18 protein-coding genes and 1 riboswitch are annotated in these 19,648 nt (G+C 71.1%); of the genes, 10 read left to right on the top strand and 8 right to left on the bottom strand.

The features are described from left to right. Nucleotides 1-125 precede the first annotated feature (125 nt). Nucleotides 126-1,394: a ribonuclease D gene (locus tag ABD437_RS15780; protein WP_425558165.1), complete on the top strand. Its 1,269-nt coding sequence runs from the start codon at nucleotides 126-128 to the stop codon at nucleotides 1,392-1,394. 48 nt (nucleotides 1,395-1,442) lie between these two features. On the opposite strand, the gene ABD437_RS15785 is transcribed toward ABD437_RS15780, so the two are convergent. Continuing rightward, nucleotides 1,443-2,699: a serine hydroxymethyltransferase gene (locus tag ABD437_RS15785; protein WP_344649593.1), complete on the bottom strand. Its 1,257-nt coding sequence runs from the start codon at nucleotides 2,697-2,699 to the stop codon at nucleotides 1,443-1,445. A 24-nt stretch (nucleotides 2,700-2,723) separates the two neighbouring features. Continuing rightward, nucleotides 2,724-2,818: riboswitch (ZMP/ZTP riboswitch) on the bottom strand. Nucleotides 2,819-2,955: 137 nt separating this feature from the next. Between ABD437_RS15785 and ABD437_RS15790 the strand changes: the two genes are divergently transcribed. From ABD437_RS15790 to ABD437_RS15825, 8 genes are all read left to right on the top strand, one after another. Further along, complete coding sequence (locus ABD437_RS15790; RefSeq protein ID WP_344649594.1) at nucleotides 2,956-4,158, top strand: thiolase family protein; 1,203 nt, start codon at nucleotides 2,956-2,958, stop codon at nucleotides 4,156-4,158. After that, complete coding sequence (locus tag ABD437_RS15795) at nucleotides 4,155-6,248, top strand: 3-hydroxyacyl-CoA dehydrogenase NAD-binding domain-containing protein (RefSeq protein ID WP_344649595.1); 2,094 nt, start codon at nucleotides 4,155-4,157, stop codon at nucleotides 6,246-6,248. The genes ABD437_RS15790 and ABD437_RS15795 overlap by 4 nt, the downstream gene beginning before the upstream one ends. Before the next feature lie 77 nt (nucleotides 6,249-6,325). Beyond that, nucleotides 6,326-7,057: a Uma2 family endonuclease gene (locus ABD437_RS15800; protein ID WP_344649596.1), complete on the top strand. Its 732-nt coding sequence runs from the start codon at nucleotides 6,326-6,328 to the stop codon at nucleotides 7,055-7,057. Nucleotides 7,058-7,153: 96 nt separating this feature from the next. Beyond that, nucleotides 7,154-7,723, top strand: a complete 570-nt coding sequence (locus ABD437_RS15805; RefSeq protein ID WP_035850050.1) for a Uma2 family endonuclease — start codon at nucleotides 7,154-7,156, stop codon at nucleotides 7,721-7,723. A 200-nt stretch (nucleotides 7,724-7,923) separates the two neighbouring features. Continuing rightward, nucleotides 7,924-8,901: an ABC transporter ATP-binding protein gene (locus tag ABD437_RS15810; RefSeq protein WP_344649597.1), complete on the top strand. Its 978-nt coding sequence runs from the start codon at nucleotides 7,924-7,926 to the stop codon at nucleotides 8,899-8,901. Next, nucleotides 8,898-9,764 (top strand): ABC transporter permease subunit, encoded by an 867-nt coding sequence (locus ABD437_RS15815; protein WP_344649598.1) that lies wholly within the window; start codon nucleotides 8,898-8,900, stop codon nucleotides 9,762-9,764. The genes ABD437_RS15810 and ABD437_RS15815 overlap by 4 nt, the downstream gene beginning before the upstream one ends. Next, a complete protein-coding gene (locus ABD437_RS15820) occupies nucleotides 9,761-10,717 on the top strand; it encodes an ABC transporter ATP-binding protein (RefSeq protein ID WP_344649599.1) in 957 nt (318 codons plus the stop codon). The genes ABD437_RS15815 and ABD437_RS15820 overlap by 4 nt, the downstream gene beginning before the upstream one ends. Beyond that, a complete protein-coding gene (locus tag ABD437_RS15825; RefSeq protein WP_344649600.1) occupies nucleotides 10,717-11,436 on the top strand; it encodes an ABC transporter permease in 720 nt (239 codons plus the stop codon). Before ABD437_RS15820 ends, ABD437_RS15825 begins: the two co-directional genes overlap by 1 nt. Here the strand turns inward: ABD437_RS15825 and ABD437_RS15830 are convergent. The 7 genes from ABD437_RS15830 to ABD437_RS15860 all read right to left on the bottom strand — a co-directional run bounded on the left by ABD437_RS15830 (nucleotide 11,409) and on the right by ABD437_RS15860 (nucleotide 18,543). Continuing rightward, nucleotides 11,409-12,044, bottom strand: a complete 636-nt coding sequence (locus ABD437_RS15830; protein WP_344649601.1) for a thiamine diphosphokinase — start codon at nucleotides 12,042-12,044, stop codon at nucleotides 11,409-11,411. The genes ABD437_RS15825 and ABD437_RS15830 overlap by 28 nt on opposite strands. Nucleotides 12,045-12,079: 35 nt before the next feature. Then, complete coding sequence (tpiA, locus tag ABD437_RS15835) at nucleotides 12,080-12,883, bottom strand: triose-phosphate isomerase (RefSeq protein ID WP_344649602.1); 804 nt, start codon at nucleotides 12,881-12,883, stop codon at nucleotides 12,080-12,082. A gap of 1 nt (nucleotide 12,884) precedes the next feature. Beyond that, the gene (locus ABD437_RS15840; protein ID WP_344649603.1) at nucleotides 12,885-14,084 is read right to left on the bottom strand and encodes a phosphoglycerate kinase; all 1,200 of its coding nucleotides are present in this window, start codon (nucleotides 14,082-14,084) and stop codon (nucleotides 12,885-12,887) included. A gap of 1 nt (nucleotide 14,085) precedes the next feature. After that, entirely contained in the window at nucleotides 14,086-15,090 is a 1,005-nt protein-coding gene (gene gap / locus ABD437_RS15845; RefSeq protein ID WP_344649604.1) for a type I glyceraldehyde-3-phosphate dehydrogenase, read from the bottom strand. A gap of 190 nt (nucleotides 15,091-15,280) precedes the next feature. Then, nucleotides 15,281-17,512 carry an Hsp70 family protein gene (locus ABD437_RS15850; RefSeq protein ID WP_344649605.1) on the bottom strand — a complete coding sequence of 744 codons (2,232 nt, stop codon included), beginning with the start codon at nucleotides 17,510-17,512 and terminating at the stop codon, nucleotides 15,281-15,283. Nucleotides 17,513-17,557: 45 nt separating this feature from the next. After that, entirely contained in the window at nucleotides 17,558-18,046 is a 489-nt protein-coding gene (locus tag ABD437_RS15855) for a flavin reductase family protein (protein ID WP_344649606.1), read from the bottom strand. Continuing rightward, on the bottom strand, nucleotides 18,043-18,543 hold the full coding sequence (locus ABD437_RS15860; RefSeq protein WP_344649607.1) for an NADPH-dependent FMN reductase: 501 nt from the start codon (nucleotides 18,541-18,543) through the stop codon (nucleotides 18,043-18,045). Before ABD437_RS15860 ends, ABD437_RS15855 begins: the two co-directional genes overlap by 4 nt. Before the next feature lie 191 nt (nucleotides 18,544-18,734). On the opposite strand from ABD437_RS15860, the gene ABD437_RS15865 reads away from it, so the two are divergent. After that, nucleotides 18,735-19,637 (top strand): STM4015 family protein, encoded by a 903-nt coding sequence (locus ABD437_RS15865; RefSeq protein ID WP_344649608.1) that lies wholly within the window; start codon nucleotides 18,735-18,737, stop codon nucleotides 19,635-19,637. Nucleotides 19,638-19,648 lie beyond the last annotated feature (11 nt).

The following is a 19,648-nucleotide window of genomic DNA, read 5'->3' on the forward strand; positions in this document are numbered from 1 at the left end:
CGTCACAGGGGTTCTGACGTGCATCCGACGCCGGTCGGACCCCCGCTCGGGGGTCCATCGAGCGTGCCGACACCCACCGCGACCGACCGTCTCGCTACGGTGAAGGCGTGAACGACGCGGCGAACATGGGTGCAGACCACACGGAGCAGCCGACGTTGCGCCCGACGACCGGGTCGGTCGACGAACCTCCCGCTCCGGTGCCGCTGCTGGTTCCGCGTGACGGCACGCCGGAGCCGGTCGACACCGCCGACGCGCTCGCCGAGGCGGCAGCGCGCCTGGCCGCGGCGAGCGGGCCGGTCGCGGTCGACGCCGAGCGCGCCTCCGGCTACCGCTACGGCCAGCGCGCCTACCTGGTGCAGCTGCGGCGCGGCGGGGAGACGGCCGGCCACACGGTGCTGATCGACCCGCTCCCGTTCGACGACCTGGCGGTGGTCGACGCCGCGATCGTCGACACCGAGTGGGTGCTGCACGCCGCCTCGCAGGACCTGCCCTGCCTCGCGGAGCTGGGGCTGCGTCCGCGCAAGCTCTTCGACACCGAGCTCGCCGGGCGGCTGGCCGGGTTCGAGCGGGTGGGTCTCGGGGCGATGACCGAGCGGGTGCTGGGCCGCACGCTGGAGAAGGGCCACTCCGCGGCGGACTGGAGCACGCGTCCGCTGCCGGTCGAGTGGCTGACCTACGCGGCGCTCGACGTCGAACTGCTGGTGGAGCTGCGTAACGCGCTCGCCGAGGAGCTGGAGCGTCAGGGCAAGCAGGCGTGGGCCGAGGAGGAGTTCGCCGCGCTGGTGGCGAGCAAGCCGCCGGCACCGAGGGCCGAGCCGTGGCGGCGGACGTCCGGGATCCACCGGGTGCGTACCGCCCGGGGGCTGGCGCGGGTGCGTGCGCTCTGGGAGGCCCGGGACGAGATCGCCCGCCGCCGCGACCTGGCGCCGGGGCGGGTGCTGCCGGATTCGGCGATCGTGGCCGCCGCGCAGGCCGACCCCGCGGACGAACGGGCGCTGCTCTCGCTGCCGGTGTACTCGGGGCGGGCGACGCGACGGCTGGCCGGGACGTGGCTGGGGGCGCTGGCGTCGGCACGGGCGCTGGCGCAGGACGAGCTGCCGACGACCGCGACCGGCGGGGACGGACCACCGCCGGCCCACCGCTGGGCCGACCGCGACCCGGCGGCGGCGACCCGCCTCACCCGGGCGAAAGCGGTGGTCAGCGGCCTGTCGACCGAGCACAACGTGCCGGCCGAGAATCTGATCTCGCCCGACACCGTCCGCCGGCTCTGCTGGTCACCGCCCGACCCGGTCGACCTCGACGGCGTCGAGCAGGCCCTCCGCACCCTGGGCGCCCGCGAGTGGCAGATAGCCCTGGTAGGCCCGGGCCTCCTCGAGGCGCTGGCCACCGCGTAGCGGTCCCGTTCGGGCGGGTTCCGACCCGCCCGAACGGGACCACTCGGGTCAGGCGGGAACCGGGAACGACGCCAGGAGGGCGCGGACCTCGGCGGCGATCGCGTCGAGGGCGGAGTCGTCGCCCTCGGCGGCTACGGCGCGGTCGATGAAGTCCGCGATCAGCGGCATCTCCGCGACCCCGAGCCCGCGCGTGGTGACCGCCGCGGTGCCGATCCGGATGCCGGACGGGTCGAACGGCTTGCGCGGGTCGAACGGCACCGTGTTGTAGTTCAGCTCGATGCCGGCCCGGTCGAGCGCCTTCGCGGCCGGCTTGCCGCCGATGCCCTTGGGCGACAGGTCGGCCAGGATCAGGTGGTTGTCGGTGCCGCCGGACACCAGGTCGAAGCCGCGCTCGGCCAGTGCGTCGGCGAGCGCCTTGGCGTTGGCCACGATCTGGTGCGCGTACGCCGAGAACTCCGGCGTCGCCGCCTCCTTCAGCGCGACCGCGATCGCCGCCGTGGTGTGGTTGTGCGGCCCGCCCTGCAGGCCCGGGAACACGGCCTTGTCCAGCGGCTTCGCCCACTCGTCGGTGGACATGAGCATCGCGCCGCGCGGACCGCGAAGGGTCTTGTGCGTGGTCGTCGAGATGATGTCGGCGTGGCCGACCGGCGACGGGTGCGCGCCGCCGGCGATGAGCCCGGCGATGTGCGCGACGTCGGCCGCGAGCACCGCACCGACCTCCTTCGCGATCGCGGCGAAGCCGGCGAAGTCGATGGTGCGCGGCACCGCGGTGCCGCCGCAGAAGATGAGCTTGGGGCGCTCCTTCAGCGCGAGGTCACGCACCTCGTCCAGGTCGACCCGGCCGGTCTCCTTGCGGACCCCGTAGTGCACGGCGTTGAACCACTTGCCGGTGGCCGACACGTTCCAGCCGTGGGTGAGGTGGCCGCCGCTCGGCAGGCCCATGCCCAGCACGGTCTCGCCCGGCTTGAGCACCGCGAGGTAGATCGCGAGGTTCGCCGGTGAGCCGGAGTACGGCTGCACGTTGACGTGCTCGGCGCCGAAGACGGCCTTCGCGCGGGCGATCGCCAGCTCCTCGAGCGGATCGACCTGCTGCTGGCCCTCGTAGTACCGCTTGCCGGCGTAGCCCTCGGAGTACTTGTTCGTGAACACCGACCCGGTGGCCTCGAGCACGGCCGCCGACACGTAGTTCTCCGACGCGATCAGCCGGATCGTGTCCTGCTGGCGCTGGGCCTCGGCCTCGACGAGCCGGGCGACGTCCGGGTCCTCCGCGGCGAGATGCGGGGTGGGCGGTTGGTTGAGCGTCATCGAAAAGCTCCCTGATGTCGTCAGCCCCGCCACCCAGGCGCACGGTGTTTTCGTACGGGATCCATGTCGCTTCCCGGTGGTTGCTTCCACCTTTGACTGCGCCAGTCGCGACGCCTCCACCCTAGCGGCGAGGGGACGAGCACCCGACGCCGTGTTACATGGGCGGTGTGCCGCGTCACACGTTTTGAGTGCGTTACCGGCCGGTGTTACCGGCGAGTAGCATTCGTGGCAGATACTTCCAATCCGTGGAGGACCTGTGTCCCGTCAGAGCCGTGACGTGGTCTTCGTCGACGGCGTCCGCACCCCGTTCGGCAAGGCCGGGCCGAAGGGGATCTACGCCGAGACGCGCGCCGACGACCTCGTGATCCGCACCATCCGCGAGTTGCTCCGCCGTAACCCGTCGCTGCCGCCGGAGCGCATCGACGAGGTGGCCATCGCGGCCACCACCCAGACCGGTGACCAGGGCCTCACGATCGGCCGCACCGCCGCGCTGCTGGCCGGGCTGCCGAAGTCGGTACCCGGCTTCGCGGTCGACCGCATGTGCGCCGGCGCGATGACCGCGGCCACCAGCGTCGCCGGCGGCATCGCGTTCGGCGCGTACGACGTCGCGATCGCCGGTGGTGTCGAGCACATGGGCCGGCACCCGATGGGCGAGGGCGTCGACCCGAACCCGCGGTTCATCTCCGAGCGCATCGTGGACACCTCCGCGCTGGTCATGGGCCAGACCGCGGAGAACCTGCACGACCGCTTCCCGCACCTGACCCGGGAGCGGGCGGACGCGTTCGCGCTCGGCAGCCAGCAGAAGTACGCGAAGGCGCTCGCCAACGGCAAGATCCAGCAGGATCTGGTGACGGTCGCCACCCGCGGCGCGGAGAAGGGCTGGGGCCTGGCCACGGCCGACGAGCCGCCGCGCCCGGAGACCACGCTGGAGGGCCTGGCCGGGCTCAAGACCCCGTTCCGCCCGCACGGCCGGATCACCGCGGGCAACGCGGCCGGCCTGAACGACGGCGCGACCGCGAGCATCCTGGCCGCCGAGGACGTGGCCGTTTCCCTGGGGCTGCCGATCGGTGCCCGCCTGGTGTCGTTCGCGTACGTCGGTGTCGAGCCCGAGGTGATGGGCATCGGCCCGGTGCCGGCCACCGAGAAGGCCCTCGCGAAGGCCGGCCTGAGCATCGACGACATCGGCCTGTTCGAGCTCAACGAGGCGTTCGCGGTGCAGGTGCTCGCGCTGCTCGACCACTTCGGCATCGCCGACGACGACGAGCGCGTCAACCCGTGGGGCGGCGCGATCGCGATCGGGCACCCGCTGGCGTCCTCCGGCGTCCGGCTCTTCACCCAGCTCTCGCGGCACTTCGCGGAGCGTCCGGACGTGCGTTACGGCCTCACCGCGATGTGCATCGGCATCGGCATGGGCGGGGCGGTCATCTGGGAGAACCCGAACTGGGAGGGCACCAAGTGACGACGCCGGATTTTGCTGACGAGGTCGTGACCAACGCCTTCGTCCGGTACCTGAGCGTGCCCGGCCTGGACGGCGAGATCGCGCTGATCACGCTGGACAACGGCAAGGACCACACGCGTCCGTCGACGTTCGGCCCGGGCGGGCTGGCCTCGCTGAACACCGCTCTGGACGAGATCGAGGCGCGGTCGCCGGGCGTGAAGGCGATCGCCGTCACCGGCAAGCCGTTCGTCTTCGCGGTCGGCGCGGACCTGTCGGGCGTCGGACGGATCACCGACCGCTCGCAGGGCCTGGCCATCGCCCGGCTCGGGCACGCGGCGTTCGCCCGGCTCCGCAACGCGTCGGTGCCGACGTTCGCGTTCGTGAACGGCGCCGCGATGGGTGGCGGCATCGAGATCGGCCTGCACTGCGACTACCGCACGGTCTCCTCCGGCGCGGCCGCGCTGGCGCTGCCCGAGGTGTTCCTCGGCCTGGTACCGGGCTGGGGCGGCACCTGGCTGCTGCCGAACCTGATCGGCGCCGGCAACGCGGTGACGGTGATCGTCGAGAACGCGCTCAACCAGAACAAGATGCTCAAGCCCAAGCAGTACCTGGAGCTGGGCATCGGCGACGCGCTGTTCGAGCCGGCCGACTTCCTGGAGCGGTCGATCGAATGGGCGGCCGGGGTGCTCCGCGGCGACGTCGTGGTCGAACGCCCGGCGGTGGACCGCGGCCAGGCCTGGGACGACGCCGTCGCCTGGGGCCGCGCGGTCGCGGACGGCAAGGTCCACGGCGCCTCCCCCGCGCCCTACCGCGCGCTCGACCTGATCGCCGCGGCCAAGACGTCGACGTTCGAGGACGGCACCGCCGCCGAGGACGAGGCGCTCGCCGACCTGATCATGGGCGACGAGCTGCGCGCCGGCCTGTACTCGTTCGACCTGGTGCAGAAGCGGGCCAAGCGGCCGGTGGGCGTGCCGGACCGTTCGCTGGCCCGTCCCGTGACCAAGGTCGGGGTCGTCGGCGCCGGCCTGATGGCCGGTCAGCTCGCGCTGCTGTTCGCGCGCAAGCTCGAGGTGCCGGTCGTGCTGACCGACCTCGACCAGGAACGCCTGGACAAGGGCGTCGCCTACGTGCACGGCGAGATCGACAAGCTGCTGACGCGCAAGCGGGTCTCCCCGGACAAGGCCAACCGGCTCAAGGCGCTGGTGACCGGCTCGCTGACCAAGGACGCGTTCGCCGACGCCGACTTCGTCATCGAGGCCGTGTTCGAGGAGATCGGCGTCAAGCAGCAGGTGTTCGCCGACGTCGAGGCCGTGGTGTCGCCCTCGTGCGTGCTCGCGACGAACACGTCGTCACTCTCGGTCACCGAGATGGCGTCGACGCTGCAGCATCCGGAGCGGGTCGTCGGGTTCCACTTCTTCAACCCGGTCGCGGTGCTGCCCCTGCTCGAGATCGTGCGCGCCGAGCAGACCGACGACGCGTCGCTGGCCACCGCGTTCGCGGTCGGCAAGACGCTGGGCAAGTCGTGCGTGCTGGTCAAGGACGCCCCGGCGTTCGTGGTCAACCGGCTGCTGACCCGCTTCCTGGGTGAGGTCACGGCTGCGATCGACGAGGGCACCGACCTGCTCGAGGCCGACCGGGCGCTGGAGCCGCTGGGGCTGCCGATGAGCCCGCTCCTGCTGCTGCAGCTGGTGGGCCCGGCGATCGCGCTGCACGTGTCCGAGACGCTGCACTCGGCGTACCCGGAGCGGTTCTACGTGTCGGAGAACATGCGCAAGGTGGTGGAGGCGCGCAAGACCGCGTTCCTCGACTGGTCGTCGGGCGCGCCGGTCGTGGACGCCGACGTCGCGGCGCTGTACGGGCCGCGGGGTGGCGGCCCCAGCGCCGACGAGATCCGCGAGCGGGCGCTGGCGGCGCTGGCCGAGGAGATCCGGCTGATGCTCGACGAGGGCGTGGTCGCGGCCGCGCAGGACATCGACCTGTGCATGATCCTCGGCGCCGGGTGGCCGTTCCACCTCGGCGGCATCACGCCGTACCTGGACCGGGTCGGCGTCGCGGAGAAGGTGACCGGCCAGCGCTTCCTGGCCCCCGGAGTAGCCAGCCTCCCGTCCTGATCCCCGCACGTTCCGCCAGCGGCCCGGCATCCCTCGAAGGGGGCCGGGCCGCCGCCGTCAAGGGATAACCTCGATCTGTGGATAGAGACGACCCGATCGAGCCGAATCCCGAGGCGATCGTTTACCGAAAGCGGGTCCGCGAGAACCTATACCGCTCGCTATCCACAGATACGTTCCGGGATGCCGATTCCGTCGAGGAACCCGATAGCTTCGATCTCATGACAGCCACAGCAGGTTTCCAAAGCCTGAGCACCAGGCCCGGGCCGGTGGGGTGGACCGACGACATGCTCGACGAAATTCCGGAGAGCGTGCGTTACGAGATCGAGGACGGAAACCTCAGGGTGACCCCGCAGCCAATTCCCTGGCACCAGGATGCCGGATTCGTGGTCACGGCCGCCCTCCGCGAACATTGCCCCCGCGAACTGATCGCCCTCTACGAGTGCGAAATCCGCGTGAAGAATGATGACGGATTCATCGTGCAGCGCCGAATACCTGACGTGATGGTGCTTCCGCGCGCTCTTCGGGAGCGGAATGCTCCGCGGGGATGGATCAAGCCCGACGAAGTCCCGGTCGCCGCCGAGATCGTCTCGTCCGGTTCGAAAGTGGCCGACCGCATCACCAAGGTCGGAGTTTACGCCGAATGGGGAATCGGGCTCTACCTTCGCATCGAGCGTGAGCCTTCGGTCGCACTCTACGAGTACCGGTTGGATCCGGAATCCAAGACGTATCGCACTCCGGTGGAGCACACCGACGTTTTCGAGACAGAGGATCCGTACCCGATTCGAATCGACCTGGGTGCGTTGCACTGACTTAGCGTGCTTGGAGCGTCGGGCTGATGCACGCGGGACGCATAGCTATACGTGGAGGGATCACCAGCGCTCACACCAGTCCCTACGGTGACCGGCATGACAGCCGCGGTAGGACTCTACGAACCCCCGGACGGATGGTCCGACGAAGAGCTGGTGCAGGTCCCGGAGGGCGTGCACTACGAGATCGAGGACGGCCGGCTGGTCGTCTCGCCCCGGCCCACGTTCTGGCACCAGGAAGCGTGCCGCCGGCTGGCGAACGTCCTCGAAGAGCAGTGCCCGAGCCAGTACTGGCCGGTCCAGGAGGGCGAGGTCCGGATCTACGACGGCCGGGTGGTGGCCGAGCTGCGGGCTCCCGACATCCTCGTCGTTCCGCGTGAACTGACCCGGCGAGGTGCGCACCGCGGCTGGGCGCATCCGCACGAGGTCTCGCTCGCGGCCGAGGTGGTGTCGCGGCATTCCTACACGCCCGACCGCACCACCAAGGTGGCGGTGTACGCGGCCTGGGGAATTCCGCTGTATCTGCGGCTGGAGACCGAGCCCGAGGTCATTTGTTACGCCTATCGCCTCGGCGGCAACAAGACCTACGAGAAGCCCACCGAGCACCGCGATCTGTTCACGCTCGAAGAGCCGTTCCAGATCCAGATCGACCCCGCCCTCTGGCGGTAACAGTCTCCGAGCGGGAGGACCCACCGGACCGGTTTACCGGCGGGGTCGGTCCGGGATCTGTCGCTCGGTTGCCGCCCGTTGCCCGCGCGACACCCCCGCGGGCAACGGGCTTGTCGTTCCTCCGGCGGAGATTCCCAGGGACGCGGCTCAGGGGTATTCCCGATGTGCCGCCGGTGTAGGACTCCCTACAGTTACCCGCCGTGACCGTCATAACGACTCGATCCCTGGCGAAACAGTACGACGGTGGCGTACGGGCGCTTGATGACCTGTCCGTCACGATCGACTCCGCAGTGGTCTCCGGTACGGAGACGACCGGCGGTGTGGTCGGCCTCGTCGGTGCGAACGGCGCCGGGAAGTCGACGTTCCTGAAGATCGTCCTCGGGCTGCTGCCGCCCTCCAGCGGCACCATCGAGGTCCTGGGGCTCGACCCCACCGTCGACGGCGAGCTCGTGCGCGCCCGGGTCGGCTACATGCCCGAGTACGACTGCCTGCCGCCGGACATCTCCGCGGCCGAGCTGGTCACGCACTTCGGCCGGATGAGCGGGCTGCCGAAAGCGACCGCGCGGGAGCGGGCCTCCGAGACGCTCCGGCACGTCGGCCTCTACGAGGAGCGCTACCGGCAGATCGGCGGCTACTCCACCGGCATGAAGCAGCGGGTGAAACTCGCGCAGGCGCTGGTGCACGACCCCGACCTGCTGCTGCTCGACGAGCCGACGAACGGCCTCGACCCGGCCGGCCGGGACGCGATGCTCGACCTGGTCCGCCGGATCGGGGCCGAGTTCGGCATCACGGTGGTGATCTGCTCGCACCTGCTCGGTGAGATCGAGCGGATCTGCGACTACCTGGTGGCGCTCGACGGCGGCAAGCTGCTCCGCGCCGACCGCGTCGACGCGATGACCGCCGGGCAGGACGAGCTGGTCGTCGAGGTCGAAGAATCTTCTTCCGATTCCGGGCGGGCGGGCGGGGGGCGTAGGGCCGGAGGGGCCGCCGCGCTCGCCGAGCTGCTGCGTTCGCGTGAGGTCGAGGCCACCCACGACGGGCGTACCGTCGTCGTGCCGCTCGTCGACCCGCGTACCTACGACCAGATCCTGGACGCCGTCGCGGACCTCCATCTGGCACTGCACCGGTTGGACCAGCGGCGCCACCGCGTCGCCGAACTCTTTGCGAGGGCCTCGTGACCACCGGCGTCATCCATGATCTCGGGTACCGGCGGTACACCGGGCCGCGGCTCGGCCGCGGGTACGCGTTCCGCACGCTCTACGCCCACACCGTGCGCACCGCGTTCGGTCTCGGCCGCGGGGTGAAGGCGAAGATCTTCAGCTGGACGATCATCGGCATCATCGCCGCCGTCGCGGTGGTCATGACCGCGATCAAGGCGCAGACCGGCGAGGCCGTGATGGACGGTCCCCAGTTCGTCGACAACATGGCGACGCTGGTCATCCTGCTGCTGGCCGCGGTCGCGCCCGAGCTGACCTCCCGGGACCAGCAGACCCGGGTGCTGGGGCTGTACCTGGCCCGGCCGCTGCGGCGCTCGGACTACGCGCTGGCCCGGTTGGGCGGCGCGGTCACCGCGATCTTCCTGGTGCTGGCCGGTCCGCTGCTGATCATGTTCGCGGGCGGGGCGCTCTCCACCAAGGACGGCGCGAGCGGCGTCGGTGACGCCGCGGTGGACACGGCGCAGGGCCTCGCCCACGCCGCCACCCACGCGCTCGTCCTGACGACGATCTCCCTGCTGGTGGCGGCCCTGATCCGACGCCGGGCGATCGCCGCCGCGGCGGTCGTCGCGGTGTTCCTCATCGCGCTTCCGGCGGTCGGCCTCGCCCAGGAGCTGGGCGGCAGCGAGGGAACGACCGAGCTGGTCTCGATGGTCAGCCCGCCGACCGCACTGAGTTACCTCAGCGTCTGGCTCTACGCGGACGGCAAGGTCCCGTACAGCGACGACCAGGTCGTCCACGGGCCCCTGCTGCTGGTGTACGCCGTCGTCGTCATCGCCGCCTGCACCGCGCTGCTGGTGGCCCGATACCGAAAGGTTCCGGCATGACTGCGGATACCGTCACGCGATCCGAGGCTCCGGCGCAGACCGTGCTCGAGATCGACGGAGTGTCGCGCTGGTTCGGCAACGTCGTCGCGGTCAACGACATCTCGATGTCGATCGGTACCGGCGTCACCGGCCTGCTCGGCCCGAACGGAGCCGGAAAGACGACGCTGCTGCACCTGATGGCCGGTCTCCTGCAGCCGTCCCGGGGTTCGATCCAGCTGGGCGGCGCCCCGGTCTGGCGCAACCCGGGGATCTACGCGTCGCTCGGGCTGGTCGTCGACCGCGAGGACACGTACGGCTTCCTGTCCGCCCGGGAGCTGGTCGAGGCCACCGCGAAGCTACACAAGCTGCCGCACCCGCGGGCCGCCGCGGACCGGGCGATCGCGATGGTGGGGCTGGGCAGCGCGGCCGACCGGCGGATCGCGACCTACTCCAAGGGCATGCGCCAGCGCGCCCGGGTGGCGGCCGCGCTGGTGCACGACCCGGCCGTCCTGCTGCTCGACGAACCGTTCAACGGCATGGACCCCCGGCAGCGCCTGGAGCTCATGGAGCTGCTGCACCAGATGGGTTCGGACGGCCGGACGGTGCTGTTCAGCTCGCACATCCTGGAGGAGGTCGAGCAGGTCTCCCAGCAGATCCAGGTGATGGTGGCCGGCCGTCTCGCCGCGTCCGGCGATCACCGCGCGATCCGACGGTTGATGACACAGCGTCCGCACGAGTTCCGGCTCGCCTCCAGCGACGACCGCGCGCTGGGCGTCGCGTTGCTGGGCCTGGACTGTGTTTCCGGCATCGAACTGGAGCCGCCGGGGCTGCTGGTGCGGGCCCGCGACTACGGCGCGTTCACCCGCGCGCTGCCGTCGACGGCCCGCGCCGCCGGAGTGCGGCTCTACCAGGTGCTTCCGGCCGACGAGTCGCTGGAGAGCGTCTTCTCGTACCTCATCGAAGGAGGCCAGTGATGGCTGTCGCCGGAGTGATCGCTCGGATCACCACTCGCGGGCTGCTCGGCCGGCGTCGCTTCTTCCTGCTGCTGCCGCTGCCGCTGCTGCTGATCGTGGCGACGCTGATCGGGCGGGCATCGGGGGTCTCGCCCGATCGGTGGGCCGACCCGGTGCTGACCCAGGTCGGGTTCGCGGTCGTGCTGCCGCTGATCGCGATGATCGTCGGCACCGGTGTGCTCGGCTCGGAGCTGGAGGACGGCAGTGCGGTCACGATCCTGACCACGCCGGTCCCGCGCGGCACGATCGTGCTGACGAAGCTGGCCGTCGCGATCGGCATCACCACGCTGGCCACCGCGGTGCCGATGTTCGTCGCCGGCGTGATCGTGGACTCGCCCCGGCTCGGCGTCGGGCTGGCGGTCGGTGCGTTCGTCGGCACGGTCGCGTACAGCACGTTGTTCGTGGCCCTGAGCGTCGTGAGCCGGCGGCCGGTGCTGATCGCCCTGGGTTACCTGGTGATCTGGGAGGGGACGCTGGTCAGCATCCTGTCCGGGGTGCGGTGGCTGAGCATCCGCCAGTTCGCGGTCGCGGTGGGCGACCGGGTCGCGTCCACCGATCTGGTGACGGCGAACCTGTCGGCGCTCTACGCGGTGCTCGCCACGGCGGTACTGGCGGTGGCCGCGACCACGCTGGCGATCGACCGTCTGAGCGCCTACTCGGTGCGCGGCGAGACCGGCTGAACGGCTAGCAGGACCCCCTCACGCGCACTCACCCGGGCGGTGGTGCGCGTGAGGACGTTGGAGACACCGCGAGTCGTGCCCGGTGCCAGATCCTCGTCGTGGAGGGGCCATTCGACGCCCTCGGCACGCACGCCTCGCGCGGGCCCGTGCACCGGGAGCAGCGTGAGGATGTCGCCCGGGTGCCCGCTCAGGGTGACTTCCGAGGACCGCACCACGGTCACCGTCGCCTCGGCCCAGCGGGCCTGGATCGCCACCCCGGCGTAGAGCGGCGACGCCAGCAGGAACGCCACCGCGAGCCAGTGGTCGAACCGGCCCCCGGCACCCCCGAGCACGACGATCCCGGACGGTTTCCGGGCCAGCGCCGCGTCGAGCGCCAGCTCCAGGTCGGTCGCGTCCTTCGCCGCCGGATACCGTTCGACCCGTCCACCGGCGGCTTCGACCCGGTCGGCGGCGTCGGCGGACGCGGAGTCGAAGTCACCGATCGCGAGATCGACACGCAGCCCGATCGCGTGCGCGCCGTCCACACCCGAATCGGCCGCCACCACGAACGCGCCGCGCGGCAGGCCCGCCACCACGGACGCGACCGGCGGCTCGCCCCCGGCCACCACGATGACCAGGGACGAACCGCCGGAGGGTGTCGTGCTCAGCTCGCGGTCGCGTGCTCGGGGAAGCGGGCGATCGTCGCGAACTCGTCCGCGTCGATGCTCGCGCCGCCCACCAGCGCGCCGTCCACATCGGGCTGCGCCATGATGCCGGCGACGCTCTTGGCCTTCACCGAGCCGCCGTAGAGGATCCGGATCCCGTCGGCGATCTCCGGCGAGTACTTCTCGGCCAGGCGCGCCCGGATCGCCGCGCAGACCTCCTGCGCGTCCTCCGGGCTGGCCACCTTGCCGGTGCCGATCGCCCACACCGGCTCGTACGCGACGACGATGTCCTTGACCTGCTCGGCCGGGATCTTCGCCAGCGCCGCGTCGAGCTGCGACGTGCAGTGCGAGACGTGCTGGGACTCCTCGCGCACGGAGAGGCCCTCGCCGACGCACAGGATCGGCGTGAGCCCGTGCTTGAACGCGGCCTTGACCTTCGCGTTGACCAGCGCGTCGTCCTCGTTGTGGTACTCGCGCCGCTCGGAGTGGCCGATGACCACGTACGTGCAGCCGAGCTTCGCCAGCATCGCACCGGAGATGTCGCCGGTGTAGGCCCCGCTGTCGAACGGCGACAGGTCCTGCGCACCGTAGACGAGCAGCAGCTTGTCGCCGTCGACGAGCGTCTGGACGCTGCGCAGATCGGTGAACGGCGGGATCACCGCGACCTCGACGAGGTCGAGCTGCTCCTCGGTGAGGCTGATCGCCACCTTCTGGGTGAGCGAGATCGCCTCGAGGTGGTTCAGGTTCATCTTCCAGTTGCCCGCGATCAGCGGGCGCCGGTCGAAGGTGACCTTCTTCGCCATGTCAGGCCCTTTCGAGTGCAGCGACGCCGGGCAGTTCCTTGCCTTCGAGGAACTCCAGCGAGGCGCCGCCACCGGTGGAGATGTGGCCGAACCGGGCTTCGTCGATGCCGAGCTGGCGGACCGCGGCGGCCGAGTCGCCACCCCCGACGATCGTGAGGCCGTCCACCGAAGCGACGGCCTCGGCCACCCCGCGAGTGCCGTCCGCGAACGGAGCGAGCTCGAACACGCCCATCGGGCCGTTCCAGAACACGGTCTTCGCGCCGGCCAGCTTGCCCGCGAACAGCTCCACCGACTCCGGGCCGATGTCCAGGCCCTTCCAACCGTCCTCGAGCGCGTCGGCCGGAACGACCTTGGTGTTGGCGTCGGCGCTGAAGTCGTCGGCGAGCACGACGTCGGTGGGCAGCACGATCTTGTCGCCGCCCTCGGAGAGCAGCCGCTTGCAGGTGTCGATCATCTCCTGCTCGAGCAGCGAGTCGCCCACGCCGTGGCCCTGGGCGGCCAGGAACGTGAAGCACATGCCGCCGCCGATGAGCAGCGTGTCGACCTTGGGCAGCAGCGCGTCGATGACCCCGAGCTTGTCGGAGACCTTGCTGCCGCCGAGCACGACCACGTACGGGCGCTCCGGCTGACCGGTGAGCGTGCGCAGCACCTCGAGCTCGCGCCGCACCAGGCCACCGGCGTAGGCCGGCCGCAGCTCGGCCAGGTCGTAGACGCTGGCGTGCTTGCGGTGCACGGCGCCGAACGCGTCGTCCACGTAGGCGCCGTCCTGGCCGGCGAAGTTGCTCAGCTCCGACGCGAACGCACGCCGCTCGGCGTCGTCCTTGCTGGTCTCCCCGGCGTTGAACCGGAGGTTCTCCAGCAGCACGACCCCACCGTCGCCGAGGCCGGCGACGGCTTCCTGGGCCTGCGGGCCGACGGTGTCGGTAGCGAACGTCACCGGGGCGCCGAGCAGCTCCTCGAGACGCTGGGCGACGGGCTCCAGCGAGTACTTCGGGTCGGGTGCGCCCTTGGGGCGGCCGAGGTGGGAGAACACGACCACCTTCGCGCCGGCGTCGCGGAGCGCGGTGATCGTCGGCAGCACCGCGCGGATGCGGCCGTCGTCGGTGATCCGCTGCCCGTCGAGCGGGACGTTGAGGTCGGCGCGTACCAGGACGCGCCGACCCGCAACCCCCTCGGCGAGCAGGTCGTCGAGGCTCTTCACGTCAGAGCGTCTTGCCGACGTAGTTGACCAGGTCGACGAGACGGTTGGAGTAGCCCCACTCGTTGTCGTACCAGCCGACGACCTTGGCCTGGTTGCCGATCACCTTGGTGAGCGGCGCGTCGTAGATGCAGGACGCCGGGTCGGTGACGATGTCCGACGACACGATCGGGTCGCTGTTGTAGGACAGGTAGCCCTTCAGCGGGCCGTTCGCGGCGGCCTGGTACGCGGCGTTGATCTCCTCGACCGTGGCGTCGCGGCCCAGCTCGACCGTGAGGTCGGTGGCCGAACCGGTGGGGATCGGCACCCGCAGCGCGTAGCCGTCGAGCTTGCCCTTGAGCTCGGGCAGCACCAGGCCGATGGCCTTGGCCGCACCGGTGCTGGTGGGAACCACGTTCAGCGCGGCGGCGCGAGCGCGGCGCAGGTCCTTGTGCGGGCCGTCCTGCAGGTTCTGGTCCTGCGTGTAGGCGTGCACGGTGGTCATCAGGCCCTTGACGATGCCGAACTCGTCGTTGAGCACCTTGGCCAGCGGGCCGAGGCAGTTCGTGGTGCAGGACGCGTTCGAGATGATGTGGTGCGACGCGGGGTCGTAGTCGGTGTGGTTCACACCCATGACGACCGTGACGTCCTCGTTCTTGGCCGGCGCCGAGATGATGACCTTCTTCGCGCCGCCGTCGATGTGCGCCTTCGCCTTGGTGGCGTCGGTGAAGAAGCCGGTCGACTCGATGACGACGTCCGCGCCGAGGTCGCCCCACGGCAGCTTGGCCGGGTCGCGCTCCTCGAGGGCCTTGATCGTCTGGCCACCGACCGTGATCTCGTCCGCGGAGGCCTTCACCTCGGCGGGCAGCCGGCCCAGGATGCTGTCGTACTTGAGCAGGTGCGCGAGCGTGGCGTTGTCGGTGAGGTCGTTGACCCCGACGACCTGGATGTCGGCGCCCGACGTAAGGGCGGCACGGAAGAAGTTGCGCCCGATACGTCCGAACCCGTTGATGCCTACCCGGATGGTCACGCGTACTCCCTCGCCGATGAATTAGTGCGGCTCATTCGTCCCCTCCGACGGCCGCGATCCGTGGGCCCCCGACCGGCGACGAGACGTCATTCTCGACGTCGAGCCTATCGATGAGCCGCGGGTCACATCGTACCGGTCCCGCCGAATCGATTCAGCGTCGATCTCGCGTTCCGGGACTCGTTCGGCGGAGTCAGTCCCGGGTCATTCGCCAGAGGATGACCGTCTTGTCGGTGCTCGAGCTGGCCAGGTGGTTGCCGTCGGCGCTGAACGCCAGACCGGTGATCGAGTTGGTGGAATCGCCGGTCTTCTTCTGGTGCCCGGTCAGCGCGGTGGTGAGTTCGCGGTGGGCGACGAGGTCCCAGAGCAGGATCCGGTTGTCGTTGCCGGCCGACGCGAGGACCGTGCCGTCGGGGCTGAACGCCAGCGTGTTGATCGAGCCGGTGTGGCCCTCGAACGTGTCGACGACCTTGCCGCTGCCGACGTCGAAGACGACCACGTCGTAGGAGTTCGTCACGGCCAGGCGCGTGCCGTCGGGCGAGAACGTCAGGTGATCGAACGAGGAGTAGCCGTCCGTGGTCTTCAGCTCCCCGCCGACCAGCGACTTCTTCTCGACGTCGTAGACGCGCAGGCCGTCCTTGCTCGCGACGGTGGCGAGCCGCTTGCCGTCCGGGCTGAGCGCGACGTCGGAGAACAGCTTGTCCGGGCCGGCGACGGTCGGGTAGGTGCCGACCCGCTTGCCGTCGGAGGTGTTCCAGGTGAGCACCGAGCCGTAGGAGAACGCGGCCTGGACCCGCTTGCCGCCGTCGACGAACGCGACGTCGGCGATCGAGCCCGGGCTCGGCAGGCCGGTCTCGGTGTCGAGTTCGTCGATCGTGTCGAACGCGTTGCGACGCTTCTCGGTGTCCCAGAGCTGCACGGTGGAGCCCGACAGCGTCAGCAGGCGACGGCCGTCGGGGTCGAAGTCGATCTCGTCCGGCGCGATCGAGAAGCCGGTCAGGTCGGGGCCGTCCTTCTTGCCGGTCTCGACGCCCCAGAACCTGATCGTGTCGTCGTCGCTGGCGCTGGCGACCAGCGATCCGTCCGGGCCGCCGAGCGCGACCGCGGTGACGTCGTCGGTGTGGCCGGTGAGGGTGGGGCCCTTGGTGGCGCCGGTGATCGGGCCGGGGTCGGCCAACGACTTGAGCACGACGACCGTCGCGACGATCGCCAGGACGACGACGACGGCGGCTCCGGCGGCGAGCAGTTTTCTCGCTCGGGACGCTCGGGAAGAGCGGCGGACCGGCGCTGCGGGGGCGCCGGGGTGCGGTGGCGCTTGGGTGCCCGGTGGCGCGGGGGCGGCCGTGAACGGCGGGGGGTTGAGTGCGTGGAGGCTGCCTTCGGCGACGACGAGTTCGGGGTAGTCGAGCGCGGTCGGCGCGATGCGTAGCGTCCGGTGCAGCAGCGTGGCCGCCAGCGGGATCCGGGACGAGCCCCCGACCAGGAACACCCCGGCCACCTGCTCCGGCGCGACCCCGGCCTCGCGGAGCACGCTCAGCGTCAACGCCGACGTGCGATCGAGCAGCGGGGTCGCGAGCTTCTCGAACTCCTCACGCGTCACCCGGACGTCGGCGCCGACGAGCGGCACGTGCAGATCGGCCGCCGGGTGGCGCGACAACTGCTCCTTGGCGGCCTTGGCGCTGCGCCAGAGCGCGTGCCGGGCCTGCTGGTCGGCCGGTGTCTGCGGCCAGTCGAGACGCGACCAGGCGTCGGCCGCTCCCCCGGTCAGCGCGCGGGCGTGCGCGACCACCGCGGCGTCCAGGTCGAGCCCGCCGACGTCGGGCAACCCCGCGGACGCGACGACCTCGAACCCCGGCCCGGCCGGGCGCACGACGCTGACGTCGAACGTCCCGGCACCGAAGTCGTAGACGACGAGGCACCGGTCGGCCGGGAGCGCGTGCCCGAGCACCCGGACGAAGTACGCCGCCGCCGCCACCGGCTCGGGCACGAACCGCACGTCACCGAGCCCGGCCGCCGCCGCCGCGGCCGCCAGCAAGCCCAGCCGGGCCTGCCGCCAGGCCGCCGGGTGGGTGACCACGACCCCGGCCGGTGACCGCCCCGTCACCCGGTAGGCCTCCTCCGCGACCCGGCGGAGCACGACGCCGATCAGGTCGACGACGCCGACCTCACGCTCCCCCAGCCAGAGCGTCCCGTCGTCGATCCGGCGCTTGGGGTTGGGCTCGAGGCCGGACGCGTACGACAGGCCGGCCCGCTCGGCGTCGACGCCGGTCAGCGGCGTCCCGTCGGGGCCGACGAACACCGCGGACGAGAGCAGGGGCGAGGAGTCGAACAGGAGCGGACGCACCCGGCCGTCCGGGCCGACCAGCGCCGCGACGGTGCTGGACGTCCCGAAGTCGATGCCGAGCCGAAAGGAGTCCACGACCACGCCGCAACAGTAGGTGACTGTGTTCCTTGACGGACAACGGGCTTTTCAGGCGGAGAGGCGCCGGAACCCGCTCGAGTGGAACACCAGCGGCGCGACGGTGGGTTCGTACTCGAACGTCTCGATGCGCAGCAGGACGATGTCGTGGTCACCGGCAGGCACCTCACGGTCGATCGTGCACTCCAGCCACGCGCTCGCGCCCTCGATGAGCACGGCCCCGCCGTCGGTGGTGCCGATCGTCAGGCCCTCGAACCGGTCACCGGTCTTCGCGGCCAGCCGCTTGGCCGCCAGGTCGTGCGACTCCCCCAGCACGCTCACCCCGAGGCGCGGCCGCTCACGCAGCCGCGGCCAGGTCGTCGACGTCTTCTGGACGCACACCGCCACCAGCGGCGGCTCGAGCGACACCGCGACGAAGCTGCTGGCGGCCATGCCGACCGGTACGCCGTCGACGAGCGCGCAGAGCCCGACGACGCCGCTGGGGAACGCCCCGTAGACGTCGCGCAGTTCCCGGGGCGCCGCGCCCGTGACGGCCCTCATCGCAGCCCGGACGCGGTTCCGGCCACCGCGCCCGACCAGCGCTTCGCGTAGTCGGCGATCGCCGAACTGTCGGTGTAGGTGGAGTCGATCAGGTAGAGGCCGGGCGTCGGGCAGGACGCTCCCAACTCCACGAGCACGGGCTTGAGCAACAGGTCGGGCGCCATCGCGTGGCCGGGCCCGGCGCCGAGCATCACCGGCACGGCCACCACGCCGGCCAGGCCCTCGGCGGTGGCGAACTGGTCGAGGAAGAGCTTGAGGACGCCGGTGTAGCTCGCTTTGAACGTGGGGCTGGCGAACACCGCGACGTCGGCCGAACGCACTTTCTCCACCGCCGCGGCGACGTCGGCGTCGCCCCACCCGAGCAGGCCGGCGCCGAGCGTGATGACGTCGACGACCGTGGCCGGCTCCTGACCGGTGAGCTCACGGGCCACCCGCGTCGCCGCGTCGAGGGTGCGCGACCGGGGCTTGGGGTTGCCGACCACCACTGCCACGTTCATCGAAAGTCTCCCTCGCTCCTGAACACCGTCCGCCAGAACCGGCCCAACGTCCAGAGACAACGTTGCGCCCTGCATCACACAATCCCAATCGCTCCCGCCGTGGGTTAAGGGCATTCGACAGTTCTCGACGACAGATCGGGCCGGTGGACAGCCGGAACGGAATGTCGGTCGGCGTTGCTAGCGTCCCGACCGTGACGATCAACGAGAACCTGAGCACGTTCGCGGGGCTGCCGGTACGGGCGTGGCCGCTCGACGGGGAGCCGGTCGAGGGGCCGGCGGCGTGGCGGATCTCCCCGGGTCTCGAGGCGGCGCGCGGCGAGTTCGCCCTCCGGCTCGAGGAGTTGGCCGACTACACGACGGTCGAGGCGCTGGTCGTCGGCGACTGGGGCGACTGCTACGAGAACCCGGCGCCGATCGGCGAGCTGGTCGCGGCGGCACCGCGGATGCCGGGGCTGCGTGCGCTGTTCCTCGCCGAGATGACGTTCGAGGAGTGCGAGATCTCCTGGATCCGCCTGGGCGACGTCGCGCCGCTGTTCGAGGTGTTCGGCGCGCTCGAGGTGCTGCGCATCCGGGGCAGCGAGGCGTTGCGGCTGGGCCCGGTGCGGCACGAGACGCTGCGCGAGCTGACGTTCGAGTCGGGCGGGCTGCCGCGCGAGGTGGTGCGTGACGTCGGGGCGAGCGACTTCCCGGCGCTGCGGCACCTGGAGCTGTGGCTGGGCACCCCGGACTACGGGGGCGACGCGACCGCCGAGGACCTCGCCGGGATCCTGTCCGGTGAGCGCCTTCCCGCGCTGCGTCACCTGGGGCTGCGCAACGCCGAGATCGCCGACGAGGTCGCGGCCGCGCTCGCTCACGCGCCCGTCGTACCGCGGCTGGCCACGCTCGACCTGTCGCTGGGGCTGCTCGGCGATGCCGGGGTGCGTGCGCTGCTGGCCGGTCAGGACCTGAGCGGTCTGGAGCGGCTCGATCTGCACCACCACGTGGTCAGCGAGGAGGCGCTCGGCGCGTTGGCGGCCGCGCTGCCCGGCGTCGTGCTCGACACCGGGGATTCGCAGCTCGGTGAGCGCTACCGGTACGTAGCGGTCGGCGAGTGAACAGAGTTGCT

Origin of the sequence: Cryptosporangium japonicum (assembly GCF_039524755.1) — a bacterium.
GTDB classification, from domain to species: domain Bacteria; phylum Actinomycetota; class Actinomycetes; order Mycobacteriales; family Cryptosporangiaceae; genus Cryptosporangium; species Cryptosporangium japonicum.

Bases quoted from the DNA above. Each gene is read 5' to 3' on its own strand.
- ABD437_RS15860 (WP_344649607.1), bottom strand. From the start codon at position 18,543: ATGAACGTGGCAGTGGTGGTCGGCAACCCCAAGCCCCGGTCGCGCACC.
- ABD437_RS15855 (WP_344649606.1), bottom strand. From the start codon at position 18,046: ATGAGGGCCGTCACGGGCGCGGCGCCCCGGGAACTGCGCGACGTCTAC.
- ABD437_RS15825 (WP_344649600.1), top strand. From the start codon at position 10,717: ATGGCTGTCGCCGGAGTGATCGCTCGGATCACCACTCGCGGGCTGCTC.
- ABD437_RS15805 (WP_035850050.1), top strand. From the start codon at position 7,154: ATGACAGCCGCGGTAGGACTCTACGAACCCCCGGACGGATGGTCCGAC.
- ABD437_RS15820 (WP_344649599.1), top strand. From the start codon at position 9,761: ATGACTGCGGATACCGTCACGCGATCCGAGGCTCCGGCGCAGACCGTG.
- ABD437_RS15780 (WP_425558165.1), top strand. From the start codon at position 126: ATGGGTGCAGACCACACGGAGCAGCCGACGTTGCGCCCGACGACCGGG.
- ABD437_RS15785 (WP_344649593.1), bottom strand. From the start codon at position 2,699: ATGACGCTCAACCAACCGCCCACCCCGCATCTCGCCGCGGAGGACCCG.
- tpiA (WP_344649602.1), bottom strand. From the start codon at position 12,883: ATGGCGAAGAAGGTCACCTTCGACCGGCGCCCGCTGATCGCGGGCAAC.